The sequence below is a fragment of the Hominisplanchenecus sp. genome, from assembly GCF_046967715.1.
Lineage (GTDB): Bacteria > Bacillota > Clostridia > Lachnospirales > Lachnospiraceae > Hominisplanchenecus > Hominisplanchenecus faecis.
The window spans coordinates 1-12,647 of sequence record NZ_JBKVNQ010000069.1; the positions used below are offsets into that span (position 1 = coordinate 1).

13 protein-coding genes and 1 pseudogene are annotated in these 12,647 nt (G+C 38.9%); 5 read left to right on the forward strand and 9 right to left on the reverse strand.

All coding sequences use genetic code 11. The features are described 5' to 3' along the window. Both ACLTL4_RS09670 and ACLTL4_RS09675 read right to left on the reverse strand, forming a co-directional pair. Positions 1-1,243, reverse strand: a 1,243-nt coding sequence (locus tag ACLTL4_RS09670; RefSeq protein ID WP_412320470.1) for a recombinase family protein, incomplete at its 3' end; no start/stop codon positions are given. A gap of 129 nt (positions 1,244-1,372) precedes the next feature. Further along, positions 1,373-1,618: a DUF6870 family protein gene (locus ACLTL4_RS09675; protein WP_008369874.1), complete on the reverse strand. Its 246-nt coding sequence runs from the start codon at positions 1,616-1,618 to the stop codon at positions 1,373-1,375. A gap of 644 nt (positions 1,619-2,262) precedes the next feature. Between ACLTL4_RS09675 and ACLTL4_RS09680 the strand changes: the two genes are divergently transcribed. The 5 genes and pseudogenes from ACLTL4_RS09680 to ACLTL4_RS09700 form a co-directional block, all read left to right on the forward strand. Beyond that, positions 2,263-2,814, forward strand: coding sequence for a helix-turn-helix domain-containing protein (locus ACLTL4_RS09680; protein WP_015541859.1), 552 nt, complete (start codon positions 2,263-2,265; stop codon positions 2,812-2,814). A 636-nt stretch (positions 2,815-3,450) separates the two neighbouring features. Further along, positions 3,451-3,822, forward strand: a complete 372-nt coding sequence (locus ACLTL4_RS09685; protein ID WP_008706402.1) for a GntR family transcriptional regulator — start codon at positions 3,451-3,453, stop codon at positions 3,820-3,822. Positions 3,823-3,833: 11 nt separating this feature from the next. After that, complete coding sequence (locus tag ACLTL4_RS09690) at positions 3,834-4,691, forward strand: ABC transporter ATP-binding protein (protein WP_022381160.1); 858 nt, start codon at positions 3,834-3,836, stop codon at positions 4,689-4,691. Further along, positions 4,688-5,314 (forward strand): ABC-2 transporter permease, encoded by a 627-nt coding sequence (locus tag ACLTL4_RS09695; RefSeq protein ID WP_412320471.1) that lies wholly within the window; start codon positions 4,688-4,690, stop codon positions 5,312-5,314. The genes ACLTL4_RS09690 and ACLTL4_RS09695 overlap by 4 nt, the downstream gene beginning before the upstream one ends. A 108-nt stretch (positions 5,315-5,422) precedes the next feature. Next, positions 5,423-5,521, forward strand: a pseudogene (locus tag ACLTL4_RS09700) (cysteine-rich KTR domain-containing protein); the annotation flags it as partial. A 41-nt stretch (positions 5,522-5,562) separates the two neighbouring features. Here ACLTL4_RS09700 and ACLTL4_RS09705 read toward each other — a convergent pair. The 7 genes from ACLTL4_RS09705 to ACLTL4_RS09735 form a co-directional block, all read right to left on the reverse strand. Further along, on the reverse strand, positions 5,563-6,222 hold the full coding sequence (locus tag ACLTL4_RS09705; protein ID WP_233435631.1) for a DUF6040 family protein: 660 nt from the start codon (positions 6,220-6,222) through the stop codon (positions 5,563-5,565). 13 nt (positions 6,223-6,235) lie between these two features. Next, positions 6,236-7,477: a relaxase/mobilization nuclease domain-containing protein gene (locus ACLTL4_RS09710; RefSeq protein ID WP_412320472.1), complete on the reverse strand. Its 1,242-nt coding sequence runs from the start codon at positions 7,475-7,477 to the stop codon at positions 6,236-6,238. Next, positions 7,426-7,806 carry a plasmid mobilization protein gene (locus ACLTL4_RS09715; protein WP_118392775.1) on the reverse strand — a complete coding sequence of 127 codons (381 nt, stop codon included), beginning with the start codon at positions 7,804-7,806 and terminating at the stop codon, positions 7,426-7,428. Before ACLTL4_RS09715 ends, ACLTL4_RS09710 begins: the two co-directional genes overlap by 52 nt. A gap of 824 nt (positions 7,807-8,630) precedes the next feature. Further along, positions 8,631-9,083, reverse strand: coding sequence for a hypothetical protein (locus ACLTL4_RS09720; protein WP_026649311.1), 453 nt, complete (start codon positions 9,081-9,083; stop codon positions 8,631-8,633). After that, positions 9,080-10,024, reverse strand: coding sequence for a ParM/StbA family protein (locus ACLTL4_RS09725; RefSeq protein ID WP_412320473.1), 945 nt, complete (start codon positions 10,022-10,024; stop codon positions 9,080-9,082). The genes ACLTL4_RS09720 and ACLTL4_RS09725 overlap by 4 nt, the downstream gene beginning before the upstream one ends. A gap of 195 nt (positions 10,025-10,219) precedes the next feature. After that, entirely contained in the window at positions 10,220-12,058 is a 1,839-nt protein-coding gene (locus ACLTL4_RS09730; protein WP_412320474.1) for a phage/plasmid primase, P4 family, read from the reverse strand. A gap of 110 nt (positions 12,059-12,168) precedes the next feature. After that, positions 12,169-12,516 carry a TnpV protein gene (locus ACLTL4_RS09735; RefSeq protein WP_118392771.1) on the reverse strand — a complete coding sequence of 116 codons (348 nt, stop codon included), beginning with the start codon at positions 12,514-12,516 and terminating at the stop codon, positions 12,169-12,171. Positions 12,517-12,647: the final 131 nt, after the last annotated feature.

Genomic DNA, 12,647 nt, shown 5'->3' on the forward strand with positions numbered 1-12,647 from the left:
GATCGTAGCTGACTTGCATCTCACAAAGTTCTTCCATAATCATCTGATAGTCTACAAAAAGTGCCGTATATGCCTGAATCTCTTTCAACACAATTCTTTTCAGCACCTCTTCCGAAATACTGTGTCTGGTGCAATCTCCACCTTTGTTCTTTGTCTGGCAGATATAAAAGGCTTTTTTCTTCCCCTTATACTGATTTACCCTGCGTATCATCGGTGTCTTGCAATCTCCGCAAAACACAAATCCCGAAAAAAAGTTTGCACTGTCTGATGTTTTCGATGCCCTACCATCATATTGAAGCAGCTTCTGAACCACATCAAAATCATTCTGCCTGATAATTGCCGGATGCGTATTTTCTACTTTCACCCACTCTGATTCTGGCTTATCCAGGCGTTGCTTTACTTTATAGCTGATTCGTTCCTGCTTGCCCTGTACCATGTTTCCAATATAAACCTCGTTGGTTAGAATCCTTTTAATCTGCACTGCCGACCATTTCGGTGTGTCTGAGCTGTGAAATCCAGAATTGTAATTCTCGCCATTTGCCTTTTTATATTCTTTTGGCGACTGCACATGACGTACATTCAGTTTTTCTGCGATTGCTCCAAGACTGAATCCATCAATTTTCCATGAAAATATTTTTCTTACAATATCCGCTGCATAAGAATCAATCACCAGACAATTCTTATTCTCCGGATCTTTGCAGTAACCATACGGGGCAAATGCTCCAATAAATTCACCTTTTTCACGTTTGATTTTCTGGTGGCTTCGCACTTTACCGGAAATGTCCCGGCAATAGCTTTCATTTACAAAATTTTTGATCGGAACTACAAATGACTTCTCTGAAAAATCTGCTGTTTTACTGTCGAACTGGTCTGTAACTGAAATAAAACGCACATTTAAAGCCGGGTAGGTCTTTTCGATCCATCGCCCGGCTTCTATATATTCTCTTCCGAATCTGGATAAGTCTTTTACAATCACACAGTTTACTTTTCCAGCTTCTATATCAGTTGTCATTCGTTTAAACTCAGGTCGGTCAAAATTTCCTCCTGAGTATCCGTCATCCACATATATATCAAAGATCTGAATATCCGGCTGGCTTTTTACAAAGCTCCGAAGTAACTCTCTCTGATTTGCAATGCTGTTGCTCTCTGACTTCGCACCGCCCTCTTCCATATCATCTTTCGATAACCGAAGATACAATGCAGCATCGTACATATCTGGCATATTCATTTGCATTTGTTCCATTTTACATCGCTCCCAACTTACTTATTCCATTGAATTTGAAGTCAGAAACCATGTATCACGTTCATTTTCCCTGACTTCACATTAACATAACATCTGTAGCTTCGCAAGATATTTTTTCAAGACTTGCATCTAATACATCAACTCCGTTCTTTTTCTTAGATAATCACTGATCGCATCTGTAGCATCCATTTCTCCTGTCATTTCCACGACTACCACATACCCTTCATTCATGTGAGCATACGGCTGATCGCCAGATTTATCCAGAAAAGTTTCCACTTTCTCAGAAATAGCTTTATCCATATCAGGAATTAAATCTTCAATGTCCTTTAACTGCTCCAGATCAACACTGGAATCTATTACTGACTGATTCACCATGATGCTCACCTCTTTTCCAACATATTCTTTGTATCAGTTGTCCTATACCTACAATTTTCTCAATCACATCACCTTACCTTTCACATTTTGTTCTCAAATTTTATCTATTACTATGGCATTGCATATTCTGTTCGGCGTGTTGGCTTCCATTTGTATAACCCGTTGTCAACGTCACAGTCAACCTCTATCAGAGTATTTCTGAATACTGCCAGCTTCTTCGCAAGCCTACCAGTCGTTTCCGGAGTATCTTCGACGCTCGCCCATAAAATCATTTACAGGGTTATGGCATCTGTGAGATCAGATTATACAGCTCATGTAATTTTCAAGGTACAAAAGAGTTTTTTTGAATATCCTTTCACTTATTACAGCCTGGAAACACCAAAATGTTGTTCACTTCAAAAAAATCCTCTCACTAATAAAGCCTGACAGAAGGATTTTACCAACCTCATTTTGCAATAATTTGCAAAAAGTATTTATCCTCATCTGTACATTCGCTTTCATGCGAACCTTTATCGTACTGTTATTTTAATTCGCATTCATGCGAATGTCAAGTGTTTTGTTCGCTTCAATGCGAATCTTTCTGTTTACATTCACTGTTTTTGGTAGTAAAATGGATTTATCAAAAAGAAAGTGGGAAATCTGATATGACAATCGGTGATAAAATAAAAAAAATCCGGACATTCCGGAATATGACACAGGCAGAACTTGGTGCTGCCCTCGGTTGGGGCGATAAAGGTGCAAATCGTCTTGCCCAATATGAAACGAATTACCGGGTTCCCCGCAAAGATCTGGTAACTGAAATGGCTAAGATTCTGGACGTGAATCCGCTGGCACTGCACGAACCTACTACTATGGATGCTTCGGAACTTATGGAAATTCTGTTCTGGATTGATGAATTTAACCCGGCAGCGATCAACCTCTTCCAGTTAGAAACCTATCCAATCGAAAAGTGCAATTCTAATGAGGATACCGCTGTCCGTTATCACGATTCTGATAACTGGCCTGCTCATCCACCTGTTGGTCTATGGTTCAACTATGGGGTTCTGAATGATTTTATGAAAGAATGGATTATCAGAAAAGAAGAATTGAAATCTGGTACAATTACCAGAGATGAATATTTTGAATGGAAAATCAACTGGCCGCAGACCTGTGATGGTTGTGGAAAATATGAACCTAAGAAAAAATGGCGAATATAGCAAATACAATGCTCCCCAAAACTGGAAAATATTCCAATAATGGGGAGTTACTATTCTTTTTTAATCTAATGCTCTTCTGCTATATGTATTTTTCATCACTCAACTACTTTATAGCCCGCATTTGTAATTACACAAATCGCTTCGCTTTTTCTTTCAATATATTTTTCTTTCAAACAAGCATTAAGCACCTCTTCCCAAACAGCATATTCCCGTCTATCTGGATATTCTTTAACAACTACTTCACTGCCAATCTGAATATATGGTAACCGCTTAATTTTTAGATACGATAGAAAAAATCCCCGACTACTTTTCAGTAGCCGGAGCACCTTGACAATTCACATATGATTGATTTGATTCGTTTGCACGACGTCCGATTTCAGCTTTGACGATTTCGTTCCATGGAGCCAGAAGTTCTAATTCATCATCGCTCATCCTATCATTATCGTGCTGATTTGCACAAAGAAATAACCTTATTATGCCGGTTGACAGGTTGGATTACGCTGATTTTTTGAAAACTTTATATGGTATATTTTAATGAATTGTAGGATTACTTTATTGACATTTCTGACACTATCATATACACTGTACATATCGTATAAGTACGCATATATCAGAAGGTGGTGAGAGGAAGTTAGAATGGAAATTATCATAAGTAATAGTAGTGATAAGCCTATTTATGAACAAATTGCTATGCAGATTAAGAGTTTAATCATGAATGGTACCCTATCTGCCGGAGAAGCCCTGCCTTCCATGCGTGCACTGGCAAAAGACCTGCATATAAGTGTTATTACTGTTCAACGAGCTTACGAAGATTTAACTCGAGATGGGTTTATCGAAACCGTATCGGGAAAAGGTAGTTTTGTTGCATCACCAAATAAAGAATTTATTCAAGAAGAACAACTACGAATAGCAGAAGAACTTTTAGAAAAGGTTGCTATAATCGGTCGTACTCATGGTATCAGCTATGAGCAAATGGCTAATATTCTAAAACTATTTTTTGAAGAATGAGAGGTGGAATTATGGAACAGAACAGTATTGTTGTAAAAAATGTGACTAAAAAATTTGATGATTTTATGTTAGATCATATTTCATTTACAGTTCCTACAGGACGTATTGTGGGTTTCATAGGAGAAAATGGTGCTGGAAAAAGTACAACTATCAATTTAATTTTAGACCAGTTAAAGTTGGATGCGGGTGAAATAAGAATATTGGGTAAACAAAATCATTCTTATTTGCATAAAGAAAACATTGGTGTTGTTTTTGACGAATGTAAATTCCATTCCGTCTTAAATGCAAAAGATATTGCCCAAATCCTTTCGGGATCTTATAAAACATGGGATATGAATTTGTTTGAAGAATATATGAAACGCCTTGATGTTCCATTAAATAAATCAATAGGGCAACTTTCAAAAGGTATGAAGATGAAATTGTCAATTATTTGTGCACTATCGCATAGACCCCAGATTCTGATTTTAGACGAAGCAACAACAGGGTTAGATCCTGTTGTACGAGATGAAATTTTGGATATTTTTTTAGAATTTATTCAAGATGAAGAACACTCTATTTTGTTCTCTACACATATAACCTCTGACATACAAAAGGTTGCTGACTATGTAATTCTGATTCATAATGGAAAAATTATTTTTGAGGAAAAGAAAGATGACCTTATTTATAATTATGGAATTATACGCTGTAAAAAATCAGAATTTAATACTGTTTCGCCAGATGACTATGTATGTTGTCGAGAAACAAATCTTAGCGTGGAATGCTTAATACATGACAAAGTAGCTGCAAAAAAAAGATACAAAAATCTAATTATTGATAATGCTTCTATTGAGGACATTATGCTGTTCTATATCAAAGGAGGTGTCAAATGAAAGGATTGGTTTTTAAGGATTTATTGCTTATGAAGAAAATGAATAAAAAAGTCATTTTTGTAATGTATTTTTTTGTAATAGCAATTTCATTCTTCGGAGAGAATGAAGTTTACTCAATTATGTCATCGGCTTTTTTTTCACTTTTTATCGGTATGCACTTAATGATGACCATGACCTATGATGGATTGACTTCATGGAAACAATATGAATTAACCTTGCCGATGAGTAAGTACCAAATCATTTTCAGTAAGTATTTGACTAGCTTGCTTCTTGTTCCGATTAGTATAATGGGTACAGTTATCATTTATATCATTCGTTATGTGGTTTATCATAATTTTACGCTTAGCCAGTTTGGTTTTTCTATCGCCATTGCAATAGCATTACCTGTTTTATGGTGTTCTATATGTTTAGCAATAGCACAGTGGTTTGGCTATATGAGTGTTCAGTATGTGAGAATGATTTGCACACTTCTCGTTATCTTTTTCGTAAGTAAAATATCAAAAGATATGAAATACGTTACTCAAAATTTGGTTAAAAATTCTATGTTGATTGCTATTTTTGTTTTGGGTATAGTAGTTGCATCGTATTTTGTTAGTGTTATAGGATATTCAAGGAAAAAATAAAAAGTAGAGGCTCAAATAAAAGTAAGTGTCGAGTGGGTGCATTTCCCTGTCTACGGAAATAAAACACGCGACAAAATCTGAGAAAATGAGCCAGTAAAAAAATTTTCCACTCTTTTGTCGAAGTGCAAAAGCGAATGCCTAATCGACATTGAACAATTCCATATAACTGCTATTAAAACGCCAGACGCACAGCCGCAGAGCCGATAATACACAGTTCTTGAACTGTGGTTATCGGCTTTTGTATTTTCCTAATCATAGTGATTATCAGCATACAGGCTTTTCTCTTCAAACTTCTTTTGAAAATATATTTTAAGCAACATGATTCCCACATTGATAAACCCAAATGTCAAAATCAAATTCACTGGCAGATATTCTCTAATTACATCTCCAAGTACTGCTATCCCCGAAAGACTTCCGATTAAAAACATCTGTGAAATTTTATCCCACATTTTTTTGTATTTCTTTATTATTTCCATAATTATCGCCATTATAATTACCACTATGAGAAGGACAGCTACGATTGCCAGAATTCTGATAACCCATGCTTCTCCACATGTATATGCTATTTTCTGGTTAAATCCGTTATCATAGGTTGGATGTGCCAACCATTCACAAAATTGAAAATACCACATGAATGGAGTCCTGAAAAAATCTATGAAATCATTTTGAAAAGCACCGTTCTGTATAATTACAAACAGGATTACCGTAATGTATCCCATTCCCCAAAAATATTCCGTATCCCTCATTTTTTCGGTTCTGGCTTTTACTTCTTTTTTCGCTTTACGGATTTCCAGCTCTGCCCGTTTCTTTTCGTTACGGGCCTTTGTTTCTGCCTGTTCCATCTTTTTCTCTGCTTCTTTCTGTTTCTTCTGTGCTTCATCTACTGCTTCAACAGATGATTTATTCACCTGTATCTGAAGTTTAGAGTTCTGGTCCCGAACGTCTCTTATTTCTTCTTCGAGCTGCTCTTGCTCGCTCCTGCTCTTCAAACCATTCCTGTTCCTCAGATCGTCGTTGCTCTGCTGAAGCGATTGATTCAGCTTCTGCGTTTCGGACAGTTCGGTTGTCAAACGCTGAATTTCTACGGTTGATTTCCGAACTTCTTCTCGCAATCTCTGCCTGTCGGATAAGATCGTCTGTTTCTCTTCTTCCAGTGTCTGGATCTGCTTTTTCTGTGTTCGCATGAACGCTTTCGCTTTCTCGAAACTCTGTACGAGAATATCCCTCTCCACTTTGAGTTTGATCGGCGATTCCTCTGGCGTCTTTGATGGCTGCGTCAAGCTCTCTGTAATAGTTTCTGAGTTCTTCGTCTGCTCTGCTGTCTCTGTCGGCTGCAACTCTGGATTTTTCCCTATTTCCATTAAATTCATTCTCTAGTCCCTCCTTGCTGATATCCAGATGAAATGTTTTTGACAGATTGCTGTCTCGCACCTTCTTCCCATCCTGATTCTGAAATGTGATGTGCTTCCGTTTATCTGTCCAGTTTACGTTCCATCCAAACTGTTTCATTTTTTCTATAAACTTTTCTTTGCTGATACAATTTTCCAGTGCCTTTAATACCGCCATTGCACAGTCCGCTACAAAACTGTCCTTTACCTGTTGACGGAACAGGTTATATTTATCTTTACTCCATGCAATAACTTCCCCTTTTTCAATCTGGCTTCCATCAAAGTGCTTTCCTTTCTCGACAACTGTTAGTCCACGTTCTCGGCACATCTGATTGGTAAGCTGTTTCATACGTTCCAGATCCTTTTTGGTGTTATGCAGTTTTCTTCCATCTTCATAACTCACTGAATTAGTAACCAGATGGCAGTGGATATGATCTTTATCCTTATGCACAGCCATTAAGGTCTGGAATCCACTGAACCAATTTTCTGCAAACTCTTTTCCAAATTCTAATGCCTGCTCCGGAGTAATCTGCTCGTCCTTATGCCAGGAAATAATGTTGTGAGCGTACATTCTCCCAGAATCTTTATCCCACATCTTCTTTTCTTCTAAAAAGGTTCTATACACCAGATCATAGTTGATCTCATCATGGCAGTACGGACCTGTTACATAAGTAAGCAGTTCACTTGTCTTGTCCTGTCGCAAAACATATTCGATACAATTTCTCATTGCTCCATGTGTATTTGTCCGCTTATTAATCGTCTTATTAATAGCCATATCTTTTCACTCTCCTTCCGGTACTTAAGAATATTTTTATTGAGGAAATACAGCGTACTGTCATTTGGAACTTCTCCATCTGTATGCAGCTTTCTTGCAATCTGATTGATATTTGTAGTAGCTCCCCGGAGCTGACTGATAATATCTGCAAACATCTGGTTCAATCTTTTTAGTTCTTCCACTTCCGCTGTAGAAGCTATCTTCAAATCTGCGATTGCTTTTATTACAACTTCCTGTTGTGTTCTTCCAGATTCCTTTACTTTGCTTTGAAGTAGCTCATATTCTGCTTTATTCATTCGTATGGTTACTGTATGATTTCGTTTTCTCATAGGCTTTTGTCTCCTTTCTTTGCCTGATTTTTCATTCTTTATTAACAGACACAACGTTTTGGTGTATATTGGCAGGAGATTTATAAGAGAGTGCAACGCTCTCTTATACAGGTGCAGGGTGCATGACGTCCAGTGGACGTCAGCTTTGCACCGACCGGAGCGGCAGCGGAGACAAGTCCTAGTCAATCAGTAAGTGTTCCGTAGGAATGTCCGGTGGACATTTCGCAGGAATACTTACGCCATTGACGTGCCGGGGTTCCAAGGGGCGGAGCCCTCTGGCAAGTTTAGGAACAGCCCAAAGGCTGGCTCCGGTGCAGAGTGGCTTGCCACTTTGCGAAACTTGCCTGTCATCTCCCCACCACTGAACCGACACCCACCAAGCCATATTTTCCACCCTACGTTATCAGATCAAAATGGAGATGACGGTGGTTTTGTGGTGCAGGGACAGACTGTGGAAGAAATAGAAAAGCTCCCATTTCGATAGATTTTCTCTTTCTGAAACAGGCTGTTCATGCATCACTCCGATGCGAAGTATCGGACAATCATGTGCCGTATCCGGCACTCTATTCTTTTCTTCGCCTTGCTTGTTCAATCCACCCATCTGCCAACGCTTTTCTGTTATATTTTCCTGTTATTTCTGTCTTTCTTTTTCTGGATCTCTTTCCATTTCTGCTAAAAGACATAAAAATAGCAGTCATAAACATTTCTCCAATTCATAATGTCTGAAATGCCATCACTGCCATTGTCTTTTTCTGCTATTCTGTTTTTGTAAAGCTATTCCTTACTGTCAGTCTGTTTTCCTGTTACTGCTATTTCATAACCATCTAAAAACTGTCTGCAAAATCCAGTGCTGCATCCATATCAGCTTCTTTCTCCCAGTCCAGATTATCTTCTGCGATCTCTCCATCCGTTTTCTCCATTGTTAGTGTTCTGTCCGGCAGATTAATTTCTCCTACCGATTCTTTTACAAACGGTACAAGCATTTCCATCAGATTCTTCGCTATAGCCATCGGGGCAGATTCTTTCACTCCATCCCGGACAGCTGTTTCCACTCTTTCCAGAAAAGCATCTTCCTTTTCTCTGGTTTCCAGATACGGATCTGCTTCATTCCTGTACTCTCTGGAAAAATAATCGTTTAAAGCAACTACAACTGCTCTGGTGTACGATTTATATTTTTCCCTGTCCATCGTCTGCAAATATTCCCATGCCTGCCTGTCCTGTTCATCACAAAGATTTAAACGGATATTTGTGTTGATGATTTTCCGTTCTTTTCTCATACAAGCATCCCTCCGTTTCTCTGGATTTTCCTTACGGTCATTGCTTCATAGCCTTTCGCTGTGGCACAGATGTCCCGTACAATTGTCACCCGGCTCTTGTCATATTCTCCAAAATTCTGGATCATACAACCGCCACCGCCGACCACATACAGACGCATCAGTTCTGGATTATATTCCCGTTCTCTCAGCTTATGGAAGATTTCTTTCGTATAATCTCCGGCAGCTTTACGAATGACTGTCAGATATTTCTCACCAATATCTGCTGTCCCGGTACGGATCACCTGCTCAATCACCAGATCATCCACCACTGTTCCCAGTTCTTTCAGCAGGGATTCCCTGACTGCAAGCACACACTGGTGCGTTCCATATTTCTCTGTAAAGCATTTCTTCTCTAATGGACGGGAATTATTGATATACATGATGTTCATAGTCCCGTTTCCAATATCCACAAGCATGTTGATTCCTTTGAAATCCTGTAAACGGTAAAAAGCTGCTGCAAATCCCTGTGGGTAAATATCAGCTCCTGCAAACTCCACATGATACTCTTTATTGCGGAATGTAAAATCTACACATTCATTCTGGAGAAGATATTTCTGGAAGTCTTCTTTCTGTGTAGCTACCCAGGTAAGGGGAAGTCCGGCTGCGATATGTACCTTTGCCCGGTTCATACCTTTCCCATCCAGTTCCCTTGCGATAGCCGCCAGTGTCAGCACATAATAGTCCTCGTCCTGCGTTTTCTCTGCACAGAACTCCTTGTGTTCCTCTCCGATCTGGTAATACATGCCATTGTAAACAAGAAGATTATTCTGGAAGATTGGCTCCTTGTCATATCTGGCTACACCGGATGGAAAGCATCTGGTGGCTGTTTTCATGTTTCCATACCCATGATCAATCCCGATCACCATAACTGTCTCATTATTGTTGTTTTTCATCATTCTCATAATCATACCTCATACTTTCTTAATATTTATTTTTGACTTTCTCCCAAATTCGGGAAAAACCTATATTTGTATCAGCTAAAACGTTGATACCTGAAAAAGGGCAGTCAGTGTAAAAAAAGCAAAATTTTATGTACTCTGGCAGCTATCTTTGTTATTTCTCCTGCTCCGGTAACATTTCTTTTTGCTTATTTTGCCCTAAATGCCCTTAATTCCCTGATTCATATTTAACTGTAACTGTTTATAATCTATATCTGTTTCTTCAAAAGGTATTCTTTCTTCTGGATCTACAGGACAAAAATCTTCTTCCTTAACTGCAATATCCTGATAATAAAACTCACCATTGTACTGCTTCAGAAGGAAACCTTTATCTGTCATATTCCTGAAAAAGTTGGATTTACCATGCCCCTGTCTGCCATTCTCTTTGCAGTATTCCTCATACATATGGAACACTTCACTTCGTTTCAGACGTTTTCCTTTGGCACGCACCAATGACTCATCAATAAAAGCACAGATACTATCTGACGTCCGTTGCACTTCTCTTACACATTCTTTGCTGTGTTCGCTCTCCGTGAACTTTCCCTGTTCGTACAGATTTTTCAATGCAATCATCGCCATATGAATTGCATAATCGGATTCTGCCTGTACCTTTTCCTTTAAGTGCAGATCTTTTTCACCACTTTTTACTACCCGGTTCATATCAAGAATCAGTAGTCTACGGTAAAAAGCATCTGACTTATCCTCAAGATTCTGCGGCATTTCATTGGTAGAAAAAAGCAGCTTCGCATAAGAGTGGAAATGAATTGCATCCTGTCCTTTTTTCTCATAAATCAGTGTGTCCTCACCGACTGCTTTCTTTAATACATCTGTGTTCTCCATTGCTTTGCATGGAATATCCGCACAGGCATTTAACAGCTTTCCATACATTCCAGTCGCATAGAATCGTTTATTTAAATCCTGTAAAGAAATACTGGACATATTGGTGATTCCAACTACATGCTGGATCAGCGATACTGCCACAGACTTTCCGGTTCCACCATTTCCTTTCAGTGTAAGGAATTTCTGAAACTGCGTATCCTGTGTCATGCAGTATCCAAAATACTCCCAGAATGTCTGCTGTTCTTCTTTGTTAGGAAGAGACGATGCCAGATACTTTTTTATATTTTCTCCACCTTGTAACACCTGCTCACAATCCTCTGGATAATAGGGAAATGGTATCTGATTGATTGTCAGATAATCCGGATTGTGTTCCAGCATTTCACCCGTAACCGGATCATAATATCCATTTTTGAAATTGATCCACCGCACAGGCTGTTTATTTAGTTCATATGCCTCTCGGTGAACTTTTGGCTGTGTGATCAGTAGATTATAGATTCTTTTGATCACTCCACTCTGTACCTGGTCACGATAGATCAGCTTCTGGATACGGTATTTCATTCTTACCCCATCATGGTCTTCCAGGAAAACACCATGCTCATAATAATACGGTGTGATTCCCACCACAAAAAACTGAACATTCTCCACCAGGTAATCTACAATCTCCATATCCCGGACACCTTTCACATTCCCTTTTGCATCAAATAAGTGAAAACGGCTCAGTTCCGGTTCTTCTTTCGGATCTCGCTCAAACCGAAGAATATACTGTTCCAGTAATTTCTCAACTTCTTTCTGATTATCCAGTTTGCCAAGGTACTCCTTCTCTTTGAACAACTGCCAGCCTGCTTTTCCGTCAAGACCAGCGTCTTTGAAAAATGTCAGTAACTTATCATTTATCCACTTCACTGTACAGGAAGCCACATAATGATAGGCACACTGGCAGCTTCCAGTAAACTGAATAGCTCTCATTTCCTCTATAAAGGAATCTGCACTGAAATAATATCCGTCATCTTCCTGAACCAGACAAAGTGCCTGATAACCTGACATCACAATATTCAATGCGATATCCTGATTGTCCACCAGAAAGATATAGGTCTGTGCTGTCCCTTCTGGATTGGTTTCCATATAATGCTTCAAAAACTTCTTGTTCAAACTTATCACTTCCTTTCAGGCAAAGAAAAAGACGCAAGCCATATTTTATGACTCACGCCTTACTTCGCTCACAATATTCTATTTTTATCAGTTACTGCCAGATTAGTTACTGGCAATCCTTATACATAAATCAATTCCTTGAGAATAATCTCCTCCGCAATCGCTCTGTGCTGATTGGCAGCTCTTACCCATGCCATCTGGTCTTTCTCCTTATCCGGCAGCGGTTCTTTTTCTTCCAACTGTTTCAGAATTACCTCCTCCCGTTCCCTAGCTGCCTTGTCCACTTCCAGAAGATGCTCTCCAATGGTATCCTGTAAAAGCATCACCTGATACGTTGAATTTCGATGGTTTTTCAGATAATCTCTGCGTAAGAATCCATATTTGCCAAGTTGCTCCATCTGCTCACCGGATTTATAGGTGAGATTCGGGATCAGGTATTCATTTACATTTGTATAAGTCAGTTTCATATTACTGTGACCTCTCTTTCGTTTAAACTTTTATCTGTAACAAAACCAGATGTTCATGTTACGTCATTGCTACAAATCTTTCTTTCCATATCATTTTGAATCCAACCCGGGCAGATTTTCTTCAAAATCAT

Coding starts and splice junctions, on each gene's coding strand:
- ACLTL4_RS09680 (WP_015541859.1), top strand. CDS start 2,263: ATGACAATCGGTGATAAAATAAAAAAAATCCGGACATTCCGGAATATG.
- ACLTL4_RS09715 (WP_118392775.1), bottom strand. CDS start 7,806: ATGAGAAAACGAAATCATACAGTAACCATACGAATGAATAAAGCAGAA.
- ACLTL4_RS09695 (WP_412320471.1), top strand. CDS start 4,688: ATGAAAGGATTGGTTTTTAAGGATTTATTGCTTATGAAGAAAATGAAT.
- ACLTL4_RS09690 (WP_022381160.1), top strand. CDS start 3,834: ATGGAACAGAACAGTATTGTTGTAAAAAATGTGACTAAAAAATTTGAT.
- ACLTL4_RS09675 (WP_008369874.1), bottom strand. CDS start 1,618: ATGGTGAATCAGTCAGTAATAGATTCCAGTGTTGATCTGGAGCAGTTA.
- ACLTL4_RS09710 (WP_412320472.1), bottom strand. CDS start 7,477: ATGGCTATTAATAAGACGATTAATAAGCGGACAAATACACATGGAGCA.
- ACLTL4_RS09725 (WP_412320473.1), bottom strand. CDS start 10,024: ATGAGAATGATGAAAAACAACAATAATGAGACAGTTATGGTGATCGGG.
- ACLTL4_RS09735 (WP_118392771.1), bottom strand. CDS start 12,516: ATGAAACTGACTTATACAAATGTAAATGAATACCTGATCCCGAATCTC.
- ACLTL4_RS09685 (WP_008706402.1), top strand. CDS start 3,451: ATGGAAATTATCATAAGTAATAGTAGTGATAAGCCTATTTATGAACAA.
- ACLTL4_RS09720 (WP_026649311.1), bottom strand. CDS start 9,083: ATGAGAAAAGAACGGAAAATCATCAACACAAATATCCGTTTAAATCTT.